The organism is Pseudomonas sp. C9 (assembly GCF_002000165.1).
GTDB lineage: Bacteria > Pseudomonadota > Gammaproteobacteria > Pseudomonadales > Pseudomonadaceae > Aquipseudomonas.
Map to the genome: position 1 here is coordinate 4569223 of NZ_MPAK01000001.1, position 21190 is coordinate 4590412.

The 21190-nt window shown below is 59.2% G+C and carries 18 protein-coding genes; 13 read left to right on the forward strand and 5 right to left on the reverse strand.

Annotated elements, in window-relative coordinates:
* Positions 1–17: 17 nt before the first annotated feature.
* From BMS17_RS21400 to BMS17_RS21420, 5 genes are all read left to right on the forward strand, one after another.
* Positions 18–752 (forward strand): thioesterase II family protein, encoded by a 735-nt coding sequence (locus tag BMS17_RS21400; RefSeq protein ID WP_046032640.1) that lies wholly within the window; start codon positions 18–20, stop codon positions 750–752.
* Positions 753–1197: 445 nt separating this feature from the next.
* Positions 1198–3900 carry a magnesium-translocating P-type ATPase gene (mgtA, locus tag BMS17_RS21405; RefSeq protein WP_046032641.1) on the forward strand — a complete coding sequence of 901 codons (2703 nt, stop codon included), beginning with the start codon at positions 1198–1200 and terminating at the stop codon, positions 3898–3900.
* Between the two features lie 263 nt (positions 3901–4163).
* Positions 4164–4571, forward strand: a complete 408-nt coding sequence (locus tag BMS17_RS21410; RefSeq protein ID WP_046032642.1) for a chemotaxis protein CheY — start codon at positions 4164–4166, stop codon at positions 4569–4571.
* Positions 4572–4722: 151 nt separating this feature from the next.
* Positions 4723–5343, forward strand: coding sequence for a response regulator transcription factor (locus BMS17_RS21415; protein WP_046032643.1), 621 nt, complete (start codon positions 4723–4725; stop codon positions 5341–5343).
* Positions 5344–5355: 12 nt separating this feature from the next.
* Positions 5356–8583 carry a transporter substrate-binding domain-containing protein gene (locus tag BMS17_RS21420; RefSeq protein ID WP_256577203.1) on the forward strand — a complete coding sequence of 1076 codons (3228 nt, stop codon included), beginning with the start codon at positions 5356–5358 and terminating at the stop codon, positions 8581–8583.
* Between the two features lie 3 nt (positions 8584–8586).
* Here BMS17_RS21420 and dkgB read toward each other — a convergent pair whose 3' ends face one another.
* The 3 genes from dkgB to BMS17_RS21435 all read right to left on the reverse strand — a co-directional run bounded on the left by dkgB (position 8587) and on the right by BMS17_RS21435 (position 11048).
* Entirely contained in the window at positions 8587–9390 is an 804-nt protein-coding gene (dkgB, locus tag BMS17_RS21425; RefSeq protein ID WP_077431693.1) for a 2,5-didehydrogluconate reductase DkgB, read from the reverse strand.
* A 114-nt stretch (positions 9391–9504) separates the two neighbouring features.
* On the reverse strand, positions 9505–10044 hold the full coding sequence (locus BMS17_RS21430; RefSeq protein WP_046032646.1) for a PaaI family thioesterase: 540 nt from the start codon (positions 10042–10044) through the stop codon (positions 9505–9507).
* Between the two features lie 95 nt (positions 10045–10139).
* The gene (locus tag BMS17_RS21435) at positions 10140–11048 is read right to left on the reverse strand and encodes a LysR family transcriptional regulator (RefSeq protein WP_175648983.1); all 909 of its coding nucleotides are present in this window, start codon (positions 11046–11048) and stop codon (positions 10140–10142) included.
* A 104-nt stretch (positions 11049–11152) separates the two neighbouring features.
* Between BMS17_RS21435 and BMS17_RS21440 the strand changes: the two genes are divergently transcribed.
* From BMS17_RS21440 to BMS17_RS21460, 5 genes are all read left to right on the forward strand, one after another.
* Positions 11153–12019 carry a pirin family protein gene (locus BMS17_RS21440; RefSeq protein ID WP_077431694.1) on the forward strand — a complete coding sequence of 289 codons (867 nt, stop codon included), beginning with the start codon at positions 11153–11155 and terminating at the stop codon, positions 12017–12019.
* Between the two features lie 93 nt (positions 12020–12112).
* Entirely contained in the window at positions 12113–12796 is a 684-nt protein-coding gene (locus BMS17_RS21445; RefSeq protein ID WP_046032648.1) for an isochorismatase family protein, read from the forward strand.
* A gap of 56 nt (positions 12797–12852) precedes the next feature.
* Positions 12853–13479, forward strand: coding sequence for an isochorismate family cysteine hydrolase YcaC (ycaC, locus tag BMS17_RS21450; RefSeq protein ID WP_046032649.1), 627 nt, complete (start codon positions 12853–12855; stop codon positions 13477–13479).
* 158 nt (positions 13480–13637) lie between these two features.
* Positions 13638–15080: a mechanosensitive ion channel family protein gene (locus BMS17_RS21455; protein WP_077431695.1), complete on the forward strand. Its 1443-nt coding sequence runs from the start codon at positions 13638–13640 to the stop codon at positions 15078–15080.
* Positions 15081–15225: 145 nt separating this feature from the next.
* The gene (locus tag BMS17_RS21460; RefSeq protein ID WP_046032651.1) at positions 15226–15666 is read left to right on the forward strand and encodes a carboxymuconolactone decarboxylase family protein; all 441 of its coding nucleotides are present in this window, start codon (positions 15226–15228) and stop codon (positions 15664–15666) included.
* Here BMS17_RS21460 and BMS17_RS21465 read toward each other — a convergent pair whose 3' ends face one another.
* Together BMS17_RS21465 and BMS17_RS21470 are read right to left on the reverse strand one after the other, a co-directional pair.
* The gene (locus BMS17_RS21465; RefSeq protein WP_046032652.1) at positions 15667–17259 is read right to left on the reverse strand and encodes a DHA2 family efflux MFS transporter permease subunit; all 1593 of its coding nucleotides are present in this window, start codon (positions 17257–17259) and stop codon (positions 15667–15669) included.
* The gene (locus tag BMS17_RS21470; RefSeq protein WP_077431696.1) at positions 17256–18377 is read right to left on the reverse strand and encodes an HlyD family secretion protein; all 1122 of its coding nucleotides are present in this window, start codon (positions 18375–18377) and stop codon (positions 17256–17258) included. Before BMS17_RS21470 ends, BMS17_RS21465 begins: the two co-directional genes overlap by 4 nt.
* 336 nt (positions 18378–18713) lie before the next feature.
* Between BMS17_RS21470 and BMS17_RS21475 the strand changes: the two genes are divergently transcribed.
* The 3 genes from BMS17_RS21475 (at position 18714) to BMS17_RS21485 (ending at position 21136) form a co-directional block, all read left to right on the forward strand.
* Positions 18714–19064: a hypothetical protein gene (locus BMS17_RS21475; RefSeq protein ID WP_046032654.1), complete on the forward strand. Its 351-nt coding sequence runs from the start codon at positions 18714–18716 to the stop codon at positions 19062–19064.
* 95 nt (positions 19065–19159) lie between these two features.
* Positions 19160–19579 (forward strand): PAS domain S-box protein, encoded by a 420-nt coding sequence (locus BMS17_RS21480; RefSeq protein WP_046032655.1) that lies wholly within the window; start codon positions 19160–19162, stop codon positions 19577–19579.
* 6 nt (positions 19580–19585) lie between these two features.
* Positions 19586–21136: a sulfite reductase flavoprotein subunit alpha gene (locus tag BMS17_RS21485; protein ID WP_077431697.1), complete on the forward strand. Its 1551-nt coding sequence runs from the start codon at positions 19586–19588 to the stop codon at positions 21134–21136.
* Positions 21137–21190: the final 54 nt, after the last annotated feature.

Consider the following 21190-nt stretch of genomic DNA (forward strand, 5'->3'; position numbering starts at 1 on the left):
TTTTTGAGGAAAGCCCGGTGACCCAGCTGACATTGCTGTGCTTGCCCTATTCGGGCGCCAGCGCCATGGTTTTCAGCCGCTGGCGGCGCAAACTGCCGCAGTGGCTGGCGCTGCAACCGGTGGAGCTGCCCGGCCGCGGCGCGCGGTTTGGCGAGCCGTTGCACACCGACATGCGGCGGCTGGCGCTGCAACTCGCACACGAACAAAAAGCCACGCTCAAAGCCCCTTATGCACTGTTCGGCCATAGCCTTGGGGCATTGCTGGCTTGTGAAATGGCCCATGCGTTGCGCTCGCTGGGCTGTCCGGAGCCCGTGGCGCTGTTCGCTTCAGGCACGGCCGCGCCGACAATGCGTGCTGACTATGATCGCGGTTTTGCCGAAGCGAAAACCGATACCGAGTTGATCGAGCAACTACGCACGTTCAATGGCTCCCGCGAAGAGGTGTCGGCCAACGAAGAGCTGATGAGCCTGACGCTGCCGGTCTTGCGCGCCGACTTTTTGCTGTGCGGACGCTTCGAACCGCAGCAGCGCCCCTTGCTTAAATGCCCGGTGCACGTGCTGGGTGGCAAGGCCGACCGCGCCACCACTGAACAGTTGATCGGCTGGAGCAAGGAAACCCACGGCAGTTTCTCCGTGGACATGCTGGCGGGTGGTCACTTCTTTATTCATGAGCAAGAGGCCAAGGTGTTGCGCGTGATCAAGGACCAGCTCGATGTTCACCATCGCCGACATGCCCTGGCCGCCAGCGCCTGAGCCTGCAAAAAAATCGGGCGCTTGCTCCGGCGGCGCTCCGACGAATAAGCCCTGAAGAACACGCCCCAACCTCAATGCTGAACCCTTCCTGAAGAACCCTGCGATTCCCCCGTCTCACGCCGTTCCTTCGTTTACTCTGAAAAAATCGGGGCGTAAGCTTCGCGCGTTTTCATCAATAGCGGAGACCCACAGTGGGTACGTGTTCGAGTGACAGTAGTCGGCCGGTTTCAGTAACCGGCACCTTCTCGGCAAGCTAACGCGCAGCTTTTTTTGTGCCGTTGTCTCGCCGTACAGCGAGTAGCGGCCTCCCGGTCGAGCCAGTCCTGGCCCGGCTCCCGATGTCCTCTCATCGACACACTATCGTGTGATGGCGACTGCCCTGTCGTCATCGCCGCGACTCGACACGCCTGCTCGAAGGTTTCCCGGCTGACCCTGGGGCAACGCCATGAACCTGACCCTGCTAAAGGAATTCTTCGCCGGATTCCTGCGCACCCGCCACATCGCCCGGCACTTCCGTCGCCTGGCATTGCTTGAATCCTTGACCGACACCACGGTCAGCCGTGAAGTGCCGCCGGCGCTGGCGCAAACCCTGGTAAGCGCGGCCAACAGCGACACCGGTCAACTGCTGGAAAAATTGGGTACGCACACCGATGGCTTGAGCGAACTCGAAGCCGACACCCAGCGCGAGCGTTTCGGCCTCAACGAGGTTGAGCATGAGCAGCCGCTGCCCTGGTGGACCCACCTGTGGCACTGCTATAAAAACCCGTTCAACCTGTTGCTGACGCTGCTCGCGGTCATCTCCTGGCTGACCGAAGACATGAAAGCCGCCATTGTGATTTTCTCCATGGTGGTGCTCTCGACCTTGCTGCGGTTCTGGCAGGAAGCCAAGTCCAACCAGGCCGCCGATGCGCTGAAAGCGATGGTCAGTAACACCGCGACGGTACTGCGTCGCGATGCACTGCGCACCGAGTTGCCGATCAAACAATTGGTACCGGGCGACCTGATCGTGTTGTCGGCCGGCGACATGATCCCGGCCGATTGCCGGGTTCTGAGTGCCAAAGACCTGTTCGTCAGTCAGGCCGCGATGACCGGTGAATCGATGCCGGTGGAGAAGTTTCCCCGCCAGCAAGACAGCGACACTTACAATCCGCTGGACCTCGACAACATCCTGTTCATGGGCACCAACGTAGTGTCCGGCACGGCGATGGCGGTGATTCTCGCCACCGGCAACAACACTTATTTCGGTGCCTTGGCCCAACGGGTCGGTGCCACCGATCGCGCACCGACGTCGTTCCAGACCGGGGTCAACAAAGTCAGTTGGTTGCTGATCCGCTTCATGTTCGTGATGGCGCCGCTGGTGCTGTTCATCAACGGTTTCACCAAAGGCGACTGGTCCGAAGCATTGCTGTTCGCGCTGTCGATTGCCGTGGGCCTGACCCCGGAAATGCTGCCAATGATCGTCACCTCGACCCTGGCCAAGGGCGCGGTATTCCTGTCACGTAAAAAAGTCATCGTCAAACGCCTGGATGCGATCCAGAACTTCGGCGCCATGGACGTGCTGTGCACCGACAAGACTGGCACCCTGACCCAGGACAAAATCTTCCTCGCGCGCAATGTCGATGTCTGGGGCAACGACTCCGACGACGTGCTGGAAATGGCCTACCTCAACAGCTATTACCAGACCGGTCTGAAAAATCTGCTGGACGTGGCCGTGCTGGAACACGTGGAAATCCACCGTGAGCTCAAGGTCGGCACGGCGTTTCGCAAGATCGACGAGATCCCGTTCGACTTCACCCGCCGGCGTATGTCAGTGGTGGTCGCCGAGCGCGAGCATGCGCATCTGCTGATCTGCAAGGGCGCGGTAGAAGAAGTGCTGGCGGTGTGTACGCGCGTGCGTCACGGCGTTGTCGATGAAGCGTTGAGTGATGAACTGCTGGCGCGGATCCGTCAGGTGACTGCTGCCTTCAACGCCGAAGGGCTGCGGGTCGTGGCCGTGGCCGCGCGTCCCATGATCGAAGGGCGTGACACTTACAGCCTGGCCGATGAACAGGCGCTGACGCTGATCGGTTACGTGGCATTCCTCGACCCTCCCAAGGAAAGCACCGCACCGGCTCTAAAAGCGCTGGCGGCTCACGGCGTGGCCGTGAAAGTGCTGACCGGCGACAACGAGCTGGTGACCGCGAAAATCTGTCGCGAAGTCGGTCTTGAGCAGCAAGGCCTGCTGATGGGCAACGACATTGAGCGCATGAGCGACGCTCAATTGTCCGTGGCGGTCGAGACCACCAACGTCTTCGCCAAACTCACGCCGTCGCACAAGGAGCGTATTGTCCGGTTGCTCAAAGGGAACGGCCATGTGGTCGGCTTCATGGGCGATGGCATCAACGACGCCCCGGCGCTGCGTACCGCCGACATTGGTATTTCGGTGGACAGCGCCGTCGACATCGCCAAGGAAGCCGCCGACATTATCTTGCTGGAGAAAAGCCTGATGGTGCTGGAGGAGGGCGTGCTGGAAGGGCGCCGCACCTTCGCCAACATGCTCAAGTACATCAAGATGACTGCCAGTTCGAACTTCGGCAACGTGTTCTCGGTGCTGGTGGCCAGCGCGTTCATCCCGTTCCTGCCGATGCTGCCGATGCACCTGTTGGTGCAAAATCTGCTCTACGACATTTCGCAGATTGTCATCCCGTTCGATAACGTCGATGAAGAAATGCTCAAGCAGCCCCAGCGCTGGCAACCGGCGGACGTCGGGCGCTTCATGTTGTTCTTCGGGCCGATCAGCTCGATCTTCGACATCAGCACGTTTGCGCTGATGTGGTACGTGTTCGACGCCAATACCCCGGATCACCAGACCTTGTTCCAGTCCGGCTGGTTCGTGGTCGGGCTGCTGACCCAGACGCTGATCGTGCACATGATCCGTACCCCGAAAATCCCGTTCCTGCAAAGCCGTGCAGCGATGCCATTGATGGTGATGACCGGGATCATCATGGCCGTGGGCATTTTTCTGCCGATGGGGCCGTTGGCGCATTACTTCAAATTGCAGGCGCTGCCTTCGATGTACTTTGTGTTTCTGCCGGTCATCCTGTTGGCGTACATGGCGCTGACACAGGCTGTGAAGGGGTTCTACATTCGGCGGTTTGGCTGGCAGTAGTACCTGTCGTTGTGTTGCCCAGCGTCAGCAATTGCTGGCGCTGGGGTGCACGCCAGGGCAGGGCAGACCGGTATGCGCGGCCGATGAGCGGTGAGGATTTCATATGCTGGCTGCAACGACGCGATGATCCCGTGACTGAGCATTGAGCTCACGTTTACATCAGATTGAATGACGTGACATTTAGGAAAAGTCCTACATCAACCGTTATGGGTCTTCCGTAGTCTTTGCGCCTCACGAATACATCAGCCTACGCAGGCTTTATCATGAAGAACAAAGCTTTACGTATCCTGATCGCCGACGAACAACACTTTAACCGAATGAAAATCGAACGCCTGTTCAATCAGCTCGGTTACTACGGGGTGGCACCGGTTCAACACCTTGAAGAACTGCTGAGCCTGGTCGAGTACGGCTGTTTGCCATTCGATCTGGTGGTCATCAATGCTTCACTTACGCAGGGAGCCTTGGACCTGCCAGGTCTGTTTCTCGACAACCCGCAGGTTCGTCATACCCTGATCTTCAATGTGCCACGCGAGCCATCAGCGCCGATGCCTGCCCGCGGGCGACAGACGATTCATGTGAGCCACGCAGGGTATCCCGACCTGATGTGCATCCAGCAATTGATGTCCTCCCTCGACTCGTTGGTGCCTGCCGGTCAGCAAAAGGCCGGTTGATCGGGGGTGACCATTCGTCGGAACTGTCATTTATGACAGGTAGTTTTCATCTGCCCGCCATGCAAGAGTTTTCTCGCACCTGCTGCGTGTATTCGGCCTTTTGTAGCGGGCATTCGTGGCGTCATCGTCGATTTTTGCACAGGGAGTTTCCATGAAGTCAGTGCTGATTGTGGACGATCATCCGGTGGTTCGCGCCGCAGTCAAACTGGTACTTGAGCAGGAAGGTTTCAAACAGATACAAGAAGCCTCCAACGCGGGCGAGGCGTGGTCGATACTGCGTGAGCACAGCATTGATCTGGTGATTCTGGATCTGGTGATGCCCGGCGGTAACGGGCTGGATGTGCTGGAGCGAATCCGGGTCGGCAACCTGTCGTGTGTGGTGCTGGTATTCACGTCGCTTGAACCGTTGTTTTTTCAAGAGCGCTGCATGCGTACCGGCGCCTTGGCCTATGTCGCCAAGACCAACGAGCTAAGTCAACTGCACAAGGCCGTACACGCCTTGAAGGCCGGATATACCTATTTCACGCAGCTGCCCAGCGGATCAATGAACACGCTGCAGCGCAGCGAAAAACAATTGATCGATCATCTCTCCAACCGCGAGTTGACCATCCTCCAGTACCTCGCCCGGGGAACTCCAAACAAGGAGATCGCCACGGCGATGCACTTGAGCCATAAGACGGTCAGCACCTACAAGATCCGGTTGATCGAAAAACTCGGCGTAAACGCGGCCGTGCATCTACGTGATTTCGCCAAGCGCAACCAATTGATCTGAGGGTGCCAGAACGTGCGTGTCCTGTTATGCGCCTTGATGTTGTGCCTGATGCCTCCGGCGCAGGCGGCCTGGGGGGACGGGCCGAAGTCCTTGCAATTGCTGGGGCGTTCCACCGTGGAGGGTTACGAGGCCGCTCTGGATGACAAGGACCGGCAATGGCTGCGCAGCAAGCGTGTCTTGCGCCTCGGAGTCAGTGGCGCGGACTACCCGCCCTTCGAAGTGACGCGCAGCATGGATGAGCTGGAAGGCATCACCGCCGATTACGCTCAACTGATCGCGCAACTGCTGAGCGTTCCGATTGAAGTGCAGCGTTATGCCACGCGGGAAGCAGCCATGGAGGCCCTGAAATTCGGCGAGCTTGATCTTTTGGGGACCTCGAACAGTTTCGAAGCGGCCGACCCTGAACTGACCCTGTCCAGCCCCTACGCTGAAGATCAACCCATGCTGGTGACCCGACTGGACGAGCGCATGCCCGAAGATCTGGCGGGTAAACGCATCGCCATGGTCGATGACTATCTGCCGGCGAAAACCGTTGAAACGTTTTATCCCAAGGCCAGCCTGCAGCGTTATCCATCGGCGCTCGATGCGCTGGGAGCGGTGGCCTATGGGCAAGATGACGTGTACCTCGGGGACCTCATCAGCGCCAATTACCTGATCAACAATAACTACCTCAATAACGTTCAACTGATGGGACCGTCCGGTCTCGACGCCAACCCGTTCGGCTTTGCTTTGGCGCGGGACAACCTGGTGCTCAAGGACATCATCGACAAGGCGCTGGCAGCGATCCCCATGGATCAGCGCGCAACCATCGACCTGCGCTGGAGCGCCGGCAGGGTTAACAGGCTGGGGCAGTCACGGGTCAATCTGAGCGCCGGCGAACAGGAGTGGCTGGACCGTCATCCACAGGTGAAAGTCGGGGTGGTCGAGAACTTTGCACCGCTGACATTCTTCAATGCCGAAGGGCAATTCAATGGCTTGACCGCGCAATTGCTGACACTGATCAGCCAGCGCAGCGGATTGAATTTCAATGTGCTGCGGGGCCGCTCTCTTGACCAGCAGATCGAGCGACTCAGGGCCGGCGAGATCGACCTCATACCCGCCATCATCCCGGCGACTGAAGGTGTAGCAGACCTGCATTTCACCAGCCCCTATGTGACCAATCCGTACACACTGGTCAGCGCCGACACCCCCGATAGCCCGAAGACACTGGGCGAGCTGACCGGTAAACGTCTGGCGATTTATCACAGCCACCCGGCGCGCGCGTTCATTCTTGCGCAGGTGCCGGGCGTGCGGACGGTGGATGTTGACAACCCGGCGCAAGGCCTGGAGTTGGTCATGAACGGACAGGCGGACGCGGCCGTCAGCTCATTATTCATGACCCGTTACCTGATTGCCCGGTACTACCCGGGACGTTTGCGCATCCGCAGTACCGTGGGCGATGAACCGGCGCGCATCGCCATGGCCTCCGATCGCGGTGCCGTGGAATTGCATTCGATTTTGAACAAAGCGTTGCTGAGCATTTCGCCTGAAGAAATGGACGGTCTGGTCCTCCGTTGGGGCAATGATGTGGTGGAGGATGACAACTATTGGCTGCGTTATCGCCCCACCATTTTGCGGGCGTTTGCCGCTGCTGCTGTATTGCTCACGCTGGCCCTGAGCTGGATCGCCTGGCAGCGCCGGCAGATCCGCCAGCGCCAACAATGGTTACAGCAATTGCAGGACGCCAAGGACGCCGCCGACGACGCCAATCGTGCGAAAACCACCTTCCTGGCCACCATGAGCCACGAAATCCGTACGCCGATGAATGCCCTGATCGGCATGCTTGAATTGGCCGAAATGCGGGCGAAAGAAGGGGTGGCGGACCGTTCCGCCCTGGAGGTGGCGTCCACGGCCGCGCAGCAGCTACTGGCATTGATCGGCGATATCCTGGACATCGCCCGCATCGAATCCGGACATTTATCCCTGACCCCCGAACGTGTCAATTTGCAGGCTCTGGTGGCATCGGTATGCCGGGTGTTCGAAGGCTTGGCCCGGGAGAAAGACCTGGTATGGCGTGTTGATCTGGACGCACGCAGTGACCGTGACGTGTTGATCGACCCCACGCGTTTCAAGCAAGTGTTGTCCAACCTCTTGAGCAACGCGGTCAAATTTACCGATGAAGGTGAAGTGAGCCTGACACTGCGGGTGGTACCAGGGATTTCAGGTCATCTGGCGGTGAACATACACATCGAAGACAGCGGCATCGGCATCAGCGCGGTTGATCTGCAGCGCTTGTTCAACCCGTTCGTCCAGGCTGGCAACAACCAGCAGTCGGGCCGCAAGGGCTCCGGGCTGGGGTTGGTGATCAGTCGTACCCTGTGCGAAATGATGGGTGGGCGGCTGGTGCTTGGCAGCGTCCTTGGACGGGGCACAGAGGCTGAAATCAGCCTGTCGCTGGTGGTGTTGAAAGCCTTGCCGGCCAGTGACGTGGCGGACACTGGGCAGGCGGTTTCCACCCGTCCCCTGACGATTTTGGTGGTCGATGACTATCCGGCCAATCGCTTGTTGCTGACGCGTCAGCTGAGCTATCTGGGGCACTATGTCCTGGAAGCCGAGGATGGCGAGCAAGGGCTCGAACAGTGGCGCGCGCAGACGTTTGATGTCGTCATCAGCGACTGCAACATGCCCCGGTTCAGCGGTTATGAACTGGCAGGTGCGATTCGTGATGAAGAGCGCGCCTACGGCATGCTGCCGACTCTGATACTGGGCTTTACCGCCAATGCGCAACCTGAGGAAAAGGTTCGATGCCTGGAAGCGGGCATGGACGATTGCCTGTTCAAACCCATCCTGCTGGCGGATTTGAGTGCCTGGCTGGCATCGCGATTTACCGGTGAATTGCCGGCACCGCTTGAGCCGGTTGAAGCGCCACCAACAAGCGAAATCGACTTGAGCGGCCTGGAGCTATACGTCGGTGAAGACCGGACCCTAATCAATCAATTGTTGCGCGAACTGGCCGAGTCCAACCGTGAGGACCGAATTGAGTTGCTGCAAGCGCACGTTGGCGACAACCGCTTTCGTCTTGAAGAGTTGGCGCACCGCATCAAGGGCAGTGCGCGGATGGTCCGCGCAGCGCGATTGATCGAGTGTTGCGAGGATCTGGAGCGAGCCTGCGCCGAAGGCTGTGCGGCACTGATCGATGAAGCGGTCGACCGGTTGCAGCGTGCCATGAAAAGTCTTGGGCAGCACCTTAAGCGCGACTGACGCTTAGTCCCAATGCGGTGCAATGCCTTTTGGGTTGGTCAGCCGTTGGTTGCGATCAAGACCGGCGATCAACGCCATGTCGGCCTCGCTCAAGATCAAGGTGCAGGCCTTCAAATTGCTTTGCAGGTTCGCGTGTTTGGTCGAGGAGGGGATCACCGAGTAACCCGACTGCATGGCCCACGCCAGCGCGACTTGCGCTGCGCTAGCCTGACGGCGTTCGGCAATCTGCTGGATGATGGGGTCCTTGAGCACTTCGCCATAAGCCAGGGTCATGTACGACGTGATGTGGATGCCCTGGCTTTGCGCGAACTCGACCACCTTGCGGTTTTGCAGGTACGGGTGCAGCTCGATCTGGTGGGTGGCGATGTGTTCGGCACCGACGGCGGCGATGGCTTGTTGCATCAGGTCGACGGTGAAGTTGGAGACACCGATCAGCCGGGTCAGGCCCAGTTGTTTGGCTTCGAGCAGGGCCCCCATGAATTCTTCAACCGGCACCTGGTTTTTCGGGGACGGCCAGTGGATCAGCGTCAGGTCCAGGTAGTCGGTTTGCAGTTTGCGCAGGCTCTCTTTGAGGCTGTCGATCAACCGCTCTTTGGCAAAGTTGGCGACCCAGATTTTGCTGGTGATGAACAGTTCGTCGCGGGCAATACCACTCGCGGCAATGGCCTCGCCGACCTCGGCTTCGTTTTCGTAGATTTGCGCGGTGTCGATCACCCGGTAGCCCAGCGCCAGGCCTGTGCTCACCGAATCGATGAGCACCTGGCCTTGCAGGCGAAACGTACCGAGACCGAAGGCGGGAATAGACATCTATGACTCCAGGGGTTGCTGTAGGAATGGGCACGAGTATCCGCGCCTGCATCCGTGAGAAAAACCGCTGGAGCGGCAAAGCAATGTTTACCGAAAGTCATGAATCCGCGGAACCTACCCCCGCGCCTCAAGAATCATGCAAGTCGTCGACCCCGTGGCATACAACCGTCCATCCACATCATAAATGCGCCCTTCGGCCAACGCCGTGGAGCGTCCCAGATGCACAATTTTCCCCTCGGCCCGCACCGGTCCACTGGCGCCCGTCAGCGCACGAACATAGCTGATGCGCAGATCCAGCGTCGTATAGCCCTGGCCCTTCTTCAGCTGGGTATGAATCGCACACCCCATGCACGAATCCAGCAACGTCGCCGCATACCCGCCATGCACACTGCCCAACGGGTTGTAATGCCGTGCGTCCGGTGTGCCCTGAAAGATAAACAGCCCGGCCGACCATTCGATGGGGATGAAATCCATCAGCGCACCAATCGGCGGTGAGGGCAGTTCACCGCTGCCAATGCCTTCGAAGAATTCGGTCGGCGACAATGCGCTGACATCAGCCATGGACAGGCTGCCAGGGCCAGCGAGGCGGGCACGCATGGCCTGTTCCTGAGCGATCCATTGAGCGAGCGTGGCTTCGCGGGTGGGACTTTGCATGATCGTGTCCTCGGACGGGGCGGATATTATGGTTGTAATCCAGATCGATATTATGTCCGAAATAAAAACTCCGCCAGCCCCGCGTGTCGCGTCATTCAGGCAATGTCTGCGTGATTGAATTCCTCGCCCAGAAAATCGATCAATGCCCGCACCGAGGGCAGCAGCCCACGGCGAGACGGGAAGATTGCATGGATGATTCCGCACTTTGGCGCCCAGCCCGGCACCAGATCCACCAGCTTGCCGGCCGCAACGTCATCACGTACCACCACGCTGGGCAGGTGCACGACGCCAATCCCCGCGACGGCTGCGTGACGCAACGCGAGCAGATCGTCCGTCACCATGCGGGGCGTATGCCGAATCAGCGCGCTGGCGTCATCGGGACCGAACAATTCCCACTGATATTCACGCTGCGCCGCGCCCCAATGCAGGCTGGGCAAACCGCTGAGATCAGCCGGGGAGGCGGGTGACGACAGGCGTTCGGCAAAGCTCGGGCTGCCCACCAGGCATTGAGTGCTGTTGCCCAGCACTTTCATCACCATGTCGGTGTTTTCCAGCGGTGGAAAGCGCACGCGCAAGGCGATATCAAACCCTTCGTGGATCAAGTCGACCCTTCGGTTGGTGCTTTCGATGAAGAGCTCCACCCGCGGGTACTTGAGCATGTACCGCGTCAACATCGGCCCTACCCAGGAGTTGAGCAGTGCCGTCGGACAACTGATGCGCACCAGGCCTTGGGGTTCGGAGCGATTGCGCTCGATCAGTTCGGCGGCGCTTTCCGCTTCCACGCGCATGGCCAGGCAGCGCTGGTAGTAGGCCTGGCCGATTTCGGTCAGTGAACAATGTCGGCTGGTGCGATGCAGCAGCCGGACCCCGAGGCGTTCTTCAAGCTCGGCAATTCGCCGGCTGAGCTTCGATTTAGGCATGTCCAGCGCGCGTCCGGCCGGGGCGAAACCGCCGTGTTCCACCACTTGGGTGAAGTAGTAGAGGGTGTTGAGGTCTTCCACCATCGTTCTCCAGATAGAACGCTAAGACTGATTTTTGCAGTCTAGTGCACTAATGGTTGCGGTTTTAAGCTTTGTCCATGGCTTCACTCACCTCATCAGGAGACACCATGAAAAACATCATCGGTATCTACACCAGCCCACGTGCCCATTGGGTCGGCGACGGTTTTCCGGTTCGCACGCTGTTTTCCTACGACAACCTGGGCAAGCACATCAGCCCGTTCCTGCTGCTGGATCATGCCGGCCCTGCAGAGTTCACCCCGACCACCGAGCGGCGTGGCGTTGGTCAGCATCCGCACCGAGGGTTCGAAACCGTGACTATCGTTTATAAGGGCGAACTGGAGCACCGCGACTCCACTGGCAGCGGTGGCAAGATCGGCCCTGGCGACGTGCAATGGATGACCGCCGCCTCAGGGATCCTGCATGAGGAGTTCCACTCCGAAGGTTTCGCCAAGCGCGGCGGCACCCTGGAAATGGTGCAGCTGTGGGTCAACCTGCCGGCCAAGGACAAAATGGCCGACGCCGGTTACCAGACGATTCTCGATGGCGACATCCCGAGCATCCCGCTCAAGGACAAGGCTGGCAGCCTGCGCCTGATTGCCGGTGAGTTCGATGGCTACACCGGCCCGGCGCGCACGTTCACCCCGATTGATGTCTGGGACCTGCGTCTTAATGGCGGCAAATTGCTGACTCTGGACCTGCACGAAGGTCGCAACACTGCATTGGTGGTGTTGCGCGGTACGGTTCAGGTCAATGGTCTGGAGTCGGTGCGTGAAGGGCAGTTGGCCCTGTTCGATCGCAAGGGTGACAGGCTGACGCTGCAAGCCAGCCAGGACGCCGTGGTGCTGTTGCTCAGCGGTGAGCCGATCGACGAGCCAATTGTCGGTCACGGCCCGTTCGTGATGAACACCGAGCAAGAAATTCACCAGGCGTTCGCCGACTTCCAGTCCGGTCGCTTCGGCCAGATGCACGGTTAACCCGTAGCGCCTCAACAACCCGCTCTACACAGGATGCGTAGGCCGGTTCTCAGGCCAGGGATGGCTGTTGCCCAAACGAAAGAGGAAACGCACATGAATACCGTCAACGCGGCTAACTTCAACGGCCTGAAACCGACCATCGACCCCAATGACAGCGCCATGCTGTTGATCGACCACCAGAGCGGACTGTTCCAGATCGTCAAGGACATGGATGTACCGCAATTGCGCGCCAACGCGATTGCCCTGGCCAAGGCCGCGACCCTGTTGAACATGCCGGTGATCACCACCGCCTCCGTCCCGCAAGGACCGAACGGACCGTTGATCCCCGAGATTCATGAAGCCGCACCGCATGCCCAATACGTGGCACGCAAAGGTGAAATCAATGCCTGGGACAACGCCGAGTTTCATGCAGCAGTCAAAGCCACCGGCAAGAAAACCCTGGTGATCGCCGGCACGCTGACCAGTGTTTGCCTGGCGTTTCCTTCCATTGCGGCGGTGCATGAAGGCTACAAAGTGTTTGCCGTGGTCGATGCCTCGGGCAATCACTCGAAACTGGCCACTGATCTGACTGTGGCCCGTTTGACGCAAGCCGGGGTGGTGCCGATCGACATCATGGCTACGCTCTCTGAGCTGCAAGGCTCGTGGAACCGTCCGGATGCCGAGCAGTGGGCCGCTGTCTACGCCCAGGCCATGCCGCATTATCAATTGCTGATCGAAAGCTACCTCAAGGCTCAGCAAGTGGCGAATGAACACGAAGTGCTGGACTCCCAGCGCTGAACGGCAACCCCACGCCGATTTCCACTCGGCATCGATAACACGCGAGGACTATTGCAATGACCACTTCCTACAAGCGTCTCGACAAGAACAACGCCGCCGTTTTGTTGGTTGATCACCAGGCGGGGCTGCTGTCACTGGTGCGCGACATCGAACCGGACCGTTTCAAGAACAACGTGCTGGCCCTGGCTGACCTGGCCAAGTACTTCAAGCTGCCGACCATCCTCACCACCAGTTTCGAGACCGGCCCCAACGGCCCGCTGGTGCCAGAGCTCAAGGCGCTGTTTCCGGATGCGCCGTACATCGCCCGTCCTGGCCAGATCAACGCCTGGGACAACGAAGACTTCGTCAAGGCGATCAAGGCCACCGGCAAGAAACAACTGATCATCGCCGGCGTGGTGACCGAAGTCTGCGTGGCATTCCCGGCACTCTCGGCGCTGGCCGAAGGCTTTGAGGTGTTCGTGGTGACGGACGCTTCCGGCACCTTCAACGAGCTGACCCGGCAATCGGCCTGGGACCGCATGTCGGCCTCGGGTGCGCAGTTGATGACCTGGTTCGGCCTGGCCTGTGAGCTGCATCGCGACTGGCGCAATGACGTGGAAGGGTTGGGCACTTTGTTCTCCAACCACATCCCGGACTACCGCAACCTGTTTACCAGCTACAACGCGCTGACCAACAGCAAGTAAATCCGGCAACACCTATTCAATGTGGGAGGGGGGCAAGCCCGCTCCCACATTGATTTTTGGTGTTTAGAAAATTGCATTCATCTTGCAGAATCAAACACTCCTACACTGTGGCCAATGTGTGCGATCTTTGCGCCATCGGTCCTTGATGGAGTTGCTCGATGCTGTCTTTTTTCACCGATCATCCGTTGGTCTGCGCTCTGGTCCTGATCCTGATAGACCTTGGGCTGTGGCGTTTGATTACCGCCAGCGGCAGCAACTGGAAGCTGCTGGTCCGGCTGGTGATTTTCTCGTTGTTCAGCGTTCTGCTGTTCAACGAAGGCTTGAACCCACTCGAGATAGCCCCCTGGCCCGACAATGTGCCGTTGCACCTGGCGGCCACCGGTTTGCAGATCGGTTGGTGGCTGTTCGGCGCGCGGACCCTGACGGTGCTGATCGGTGCGGTAATGATGCAACGGGTCGGACACACCGGGCGCTTGCTTCAGGACTTGCTCGGGGCGGTGATCTTCCTGATCGCGATCATCGCGGCGTTGGCGTACGTGCTCGATCTGCCCGTCAAAGGCGTGCTGGCAACCTCCGGCGCCGTTGCGATCATCGTCGGCCTGGCCTTGCAAAGTACCCTTAGCGACGTGTTCTCCGGGATTGTCCTCAACACCACCAAACCGTATCTACTGGATGACTGGATCTCCATAGACGGCACCGAAGGCCGGGTCACTGACATCGACTGGCGCGCCACGCGCATGCAAACCGCCCAAGGCAGCATGGCGGTGATCCCCAACTCGTTGGCGGCCAAGGCCAAGATCATCAACTTCAGCCGGCCGAGCGACATTTTCGGCGTGTCGATCAGCCTGCAACTGAGCCCGCACGCGCGCCCGCAAACGGTGATCGACGCGCTGGAACGAGCGATGCAGGGCTGTCGTTATTTTTTGAGTCATCCGGCACCGTGCGTAGCCCTCAAGGGCTCCAGCGCCGCGGGCGTGGAATATGAAATCAGTGGTTTCGTGGTCTCGATGGATCAAAAGCGCATGGTGCGCAATCTGCTGTATGACCTGGCCTACCGGCATTTGCAGGCGTCTGGTATCAACCTGTTGTCGAGCGTTGAGCCCAATGCGCCGGCGAACCTGTCGCGGGCACGCGCTTTGCTGGACAGCTCGAACATTTTTTCGACCCTGCGCCAGGATGAGAAAGAGACTTTCAGCCAGCACATGACCCTGCAAAACTTTCGTGCCGGGGACATGATTCTGCCGGCGGGGGAGATCAGCGATCATTTGTTCATCATCGAATCCGGGGTGGTTTCGGTGGAGATGAGCCGTGGCGGGGTCAAGTTCGAGCCGGGACGCATGGGGCCGGGCGAGGTGATCGGCGAGGGCGGGATTTTACTGGATGCCGCGATGCCGGCAGACTTCGTCGCCAAAACGGCCTGCAGCTTGTACCGGATCGAGAAGGAGTACCTCAAACCCTGCCTGGAGGCGCGGCATGACATCGGCGAGTCGATGAAGGCGCTGCTGGATTTCCGCTTGAACAAGGCGCAGACGTTGACTCAGGAAGTGCCGAAGGTGGTGGCGAGGAAGGGGTTTTTGCAGTGGCTGCGTAACAGGGCTTAGAGGACTGCGGAGGATGGCAATTTCAGACCCGGCTAATTTCTCATTGGTCTCCAATGGCCTCCTCGACTTCTGGAATATTGGCTATTTGTCAGAAGGGCGGGTGGGATTAACTTAGCTCCACGCCCACTTGCTATTGGAGTCCACCATGAAACCTCGTATCGATTTCTACACCGCTTCCCCAGATGCGCTCAAAGCCATGATCGCCCTGGAGACCGCTGTTTCGAAGCTGCCGCTGGAAAAAAACCTGATCGAACTGGTCAAGCTGCGGACCTCGCAGATCAACGGCTGCGCCTTCTGTCTCGACATGCACAGCGCCGATGCCCGCAAGGGCGGGGAAGACGAGCGCCGTCTGTTCACGTTGTCGGCCTGGCGCGAAACGCCGTTCTTCACCCCGCGTGAACGCGCGGCACTGGCCTGGACTGAGTCCATGACGCTGGTGAGCCAGACTCACGCTCCAGATGAAGACTATGAACTGGCCGTGTCCGAGTTCAGCCCGAAAGAAATGGTCGACCTGACCGTGGCCATCACCACCATCAACGCCTGGAACCGCCTGGCGATCGGCTTTCGCAAAATGCCTCAAGCCTGATCAGTGAGCATCCGCTGACGGCGCGGCCGGTGGTTGCACCTTGCGCATCAAGGGCACCATCGCCGTGGCGATGATGAAGCAGACCATGATCATCAAGAACGCGTCGCCATAGGTTTGTGTCTGGGCTTCGCGGTAGGTCAACAGCCATAGCTGATGCAGGCTGGCGGTGACGCCCGTGTCGCCGCTTTGGCCGAGGGCAGTGAAGTTGTTGCCGACCTGTGACAGCCACTGGTTGAGCGCTTCGTTGCTGCTGTTCAGGTGTTCCGCCAGCCTTGTGAAATGCAGGTTGGTGCGGTCGTTGAGGATGGTTGCGCAGGCGGCGATGCCGATGGCGCCTCCCAGGTTGCGCATCAGATTGAACAACCCCGACGCATGCTTGAGCCGTGCTGGCGCCAGACCACCCAGGGTCAACGTCACGGCCGGCGGCACCGCCAGTTGCTGGGCAATCCCGCGCAATGCTTGCGGCAGCATCAATTCCCTGGCCCCCCAGTCATGGGTGATCGGGCTGAAATCCCACATCGATAACGCGAACAACCCAAGGCCGGTCATCATGATCCAGCGCAGATCGACGCGGTTGGCCAGAAAGGCATACAGCGGAATCGCCATGATCTGGAACACTCCGGTGGAGAAAACCGCCAGGCCAATGTCCAGCGCGCTGTAGCCACGCACCCGTCCGAGAAACAGCGGCGTCAGGTAAATGGTGGCGAACAGGCCGATGCCGGTGACGAACGAAAAGAAGCAGCCGAGGGCGAAGTTGCGGTCCTTGAGGGCGCGTAAATCGACGATCGGGTTGGCCACGTGCAAGGTCCGGCCGATGAAAGCGAGGCCGGCGAGGCCGCTGATCCATGCGGTGATAAGAATGGTGCTGTCGCTGAACCAGTTCCAGCGCGGGCCCTCTTCGAGGGTGTATTCCAGGCAGCCGAGAAACAGCGCCATAAACACCATGCTGAGGTAATCGGCGCCCTTGAGCAGCGACAGTTCTGGCTGGTCGATTTTCACCAGCATCGGCACTGCCACGGCAACGAAAATCCCCGGCACCAGGTTGATGTAGAACAGCCAGTGCCAGGACGAAATATCGGTAATCCAGCCGCCGATCACCGGCCCCAGGGTCGGCGCCAGCGAAGCCACGGCGCCAATGGTGGCGGCGGCAATGACGCGTTGTTTGCCGGTGAAGAAAAAGAACGCCGTGGTGAACACCAGCGGGATCATCGAACCGCCGATAAAGCCTTGCAGGGCGCGGAAGGCGATCATGCTCTGGATGTTCCAGGCCGCGCCGCACAACAGGCTGGCCAGGGTAAAACCTACCGCCGAAGCGCAGAACAGCCAGCGGGTGGAAAACACCCGCGACAGCCAGCCTGAAAGCGGAATCACGATGATTTCGGCAATCAGGTAGCTGGTCTGCACCCACGCCGTTTCGTCGGTGCCGGCCGAGAGCCCGCCGCCGATGTCACGCAATGAGGCTGAAACGATCTGAATGTCCAGCAGCGCAATGAACATGCCGATACACATGCTGGCGAAGGCGAACACCTTGGTCGCCGTCGCCATGTTGGCCGGGTTGAACGGTTGCGCCGGGACGGCGAGGGCGCGGCTCATGGTGCGCTGGCCACGTCTGGGGTTTCAGCGCTTTTGCGGGTGTCGACTTCAGCGGTTACGGACAGGCCGGGGCGCAAGTGGCCGAGCACACCGTCGGCCGGATCGAGGACGATACGCACCGGTACACGCTGGACGATCTTGGTGAAGTTGCCCGTGGCGTTTTCCGGTGGCAGCACGCTGAACTGCGAACCGCTGGCCGGCGCGAGGCTGCCCAGATGACCGTGGAATTCCTGCCCGGACAGCACGTCGGCATGAATGATCACGCGTTGGCCCGGAATCATCCGCGCCAGTTGATCTTCCTTGAAGTTGGCGTCCACCCACAAGCCACTGGAAGGCACCACTGAGAGTAATTGCGAACCCGCCTGCGCATACGCGCCGACCCGCGCCCGGCGATTGCCGATCACACCATCCACCGGGGCTTTCAGTTCGGTGTAACCGACATTCAATTGCGCCAGGTCCCGTTCGGCCCGTGCCTGCATCAGTGCGGCGCGGGCTTGCTGTTTCTGGGTTTCGATCACGTTCAACTGGCGCTGCGCCGCCAGCAACTCGGCCTGGGCTCGCGAGCTGAGCGCCTGAGCGGTCTTGAAGGTGGCATCGGCGCGCTGTGCACTTTCGACCGAGACGGCGTTGGTGCTTACCAGTTTTTTGTAGCGGGCATTGTCATCCCGCGAGCGCGCGGTTTCGGCACCAGCGGCCTCGATTCCGGCGCGGGCCTGGCCGATGACCGCGTACTGCAATTGTTCAGTGGCGTCGAGATTGGCCAGCAGGGCTTCTTCGGCGGCAACCGCGCCTTCGGCTTTGGCGAGATTAGCGCGATAGTCGCGGGAATCGAGGCGAATCAGCACATCGCCGGCCTTCACTGGCTGGTTGTCGGTGACCAGCACTTCTTCGATATACCCGGCCACTTTCGGGCCGATTACCGTGACGTCGCCGCCAATGTACGCATCGTCGGTTTCTTCGATGAAACGACCGGCCGTCCACCAGTGACTCGCATACAGCCCGGCAAACACCAGGGCTGCAATAACCGCCGTCAGCAGGATCAACCGTTTGAGCAGGGGAGGCTTGGGTGTGCTCACCGGGACTGCAAGGTCGGATTCAAGGCTGGGCATGCTGGTCATGGGGTTTACCTGTAGGAAACGGGTGTTTATTACGTAGGTAATATGACGTATGTAATATTTGGTGGCAATTGATTTTTGCTGCCGGTCGTCAGGATGTTCGCCGACCGGGCATCCACCATCGCCAACCCATCCTGCGCGTCCCGATTACCTCCCCTGTCAGTCAGTCCTGCAATATTGCTGGCTTTGTCATATCGACTATGTTGTTGTCATAAAGACTCCTTTTATACGGAGTCCTTATGACAACGTTGTTTTGTAATCTGTTGATTTATAAGTATTAATAAGTTGGCATGCTTCATGAAATGACGAGAGCAACGTAATCGAAACAAGGAAGATGTCATGCCTCGTTCAATCCCGCTCAGCTTCACATTGTGTTTGTTGATCTCACCCCTTTGCATGGCCGATCAGGTCGTGCGCGAAGTCCCTGATACCACCGCTGGCAAAGGTTTCGGTGCGCTCACTGGAATGATGGTCGGCGCGGTGGGCGGTCCTGCGGGCGCGCTGGTCGGCCTTGGGGCTGGATTCTTTGCCGGCAGCGCTGTGCAGCAAGCGTCCGGCCATACGGAAACCGCCTACGAAGTCAAAAACGCCCAAGGCGAAATCAGCACCGTGCGCTCGCCCAATGCGCGCTTCGAGGTGGGGCAGCAGGTCACGCGTAAAGGTCCGCGTCTGGTGGCTCAGGACAACTGAGTCGCCACTCCATAAAAAATAGAAATGCATACACCGTGGGCTGGCCCGATTTGAATTTGATGTACCAACTTTTGATCCTTTAAGGGGGCAACACAATGCAAGCCATCAACGCCAAAGTATTGGGCGCGCTGGAAAACGTCATGGTGATTTCCACCACCGACTTGCAAGGCAACATCACCTACGTCAACGACCTGTTCTGCAAACTGACCGGCTACAACAAGGAAGAACTGCTGGGCCAACCCCACAGCATCGTCCGCCATGCCTCCGTGCCAAAAAGCACCTACAAGCAGATGTGGGACACCATCAAAAAAGGTGAAATCTGGACCGGCGTTATCCCAAATGTCGGCAAGGGTGGCGGGCTCTACGTGGTCGACACCACGGTGCAACCGCTGTTCGACGAGCAGGGCAACATCGTTGAGTACATCAGCATTCGTCGTGTGATTAACGACTTGATGGGGGACTTCGAAGCACTGGAATTTTCCAAGGAGCAATTCGACGAACACTACGACAGGTAATCGGCCATGCCAGGGTTAATCGAACGCATCGTGATCGGTTATGGCTCTGAGTCCGGCAATGCACGCGGGTTGACGCAACGGTTGTTGCGTCTGCCCTGTGTGCAGCCGTATGCATTGGCCGTGCAGGATCTGAATGCACTTGAGCTTGAAACGCTGACCACTCGGGATCTGTTGATCGTTGTGTGCAGCTCGTTCGGCGACGGCGAACCGCCGGGCAACGCCGATCGTTTACTGGATCAACTGATCCAGTGCGAACACCTCAGTAGTGTGCCTTACGCGATCTTTGGTCTGGGTGACACTGCTTACCCGACTTTTTGCGGTTTCACCAAAAGCCTGGACGCTGCACTGCTGCAAAAGGGCGCAGCGCCCTGGATCAATCGCGTGGACGCCGACACCGATTTCGAGGGCTTTTTCGAGACCTGGTGCGCCACCCTCGAAGCGGTCTTGAAGGGCGACCGCCGGGCCGGCACCACCTTGCAATTGCAAGTCACCGCCTACGGCGAAAACGCCGCGTGGCCAGCGCGGGTGATCTCCCGTACGCGGCTCAATGCGACGGCGCCTTATGCCTGGCAGGTGCGCCTCGACATCGAAGGCAGCGGCATCAAATACCGCGCAGGGGACAATCTTTATGTGCTGGCGCAAAACGATCCACAACTGCTGGCGCAGATCGGTCAATGGTTCGGTCGCGACGATGCCCATACGCTGCTGGCGACCAAGGAGCTGCGACAACTGGGCAAATCGCTGTTGCGCGACATGGCTCGGGTCAGTCAGCACGACACCTTGAAAACCTTGCTCAAAGTCAGCAACCGTAAAGAGCTCGAAGGTTATTTGTACGGCAAGGACTTGCTCGATGTGCTCAGCGACTTCTGTGAGCCAGGGCAAATGAGTCTGGAAGAGTTGGCCGAGTGGCTGCCGGATGTTTTGCCGCGTGCCTATTCCATTGCTTCTCACGACCAGCCGCACTACGTCGATCTGTGCATTCGGGAAATCGCCTATCAATTGGCCGACCGCCCGCGCATCGGCACCGCGACCGGCCATCTGGCGGGCAAGCTTGCCCAGGTTCAAGTGTTTGCCCGCAGCAACGCGCGCTTTCACCTGCCACGACAGGCCGATCATCCCGTCGTGTTGATTGGCACGGGGACTGGCATTGCACCGTTGATCGCATTGCTGGAGCAGATAGAGCAACAAAGCAGCCCTGCACAAACGTGCCTGATCTTCGGTGATCGACGCCGGGCATCGGACTTTCTCTACCAGCCGCGCCTCGAAAAATGGCAGGAAACGGGCGTGCTGGATCAGCTCATCACCGCGTTTTCACGAGACGCTGACCGTCGCTATTACGTGCAGGATGCCATGCTCGAACACGGTGCCTATCTGTGGGCCTTACTCAGTCAGGGCGCGCATGTGTATGTGTGCGGCAATAAAAGCCACCTGGAGCGAGCCATCGATGAGGCGCTGGTGAACATTGCCATGAGGTACGGCCATTTGGCCGAAGAAGACGCGCAGCAGTTTGTGGCCGACCTGTCGAGCTCGGACCGGGTACACAAAGAGCTGTATTGAGGGCGTGGGGTTTGAAATGAACGAAGGCCGGTGATCTACCCGATCACCGGCCTT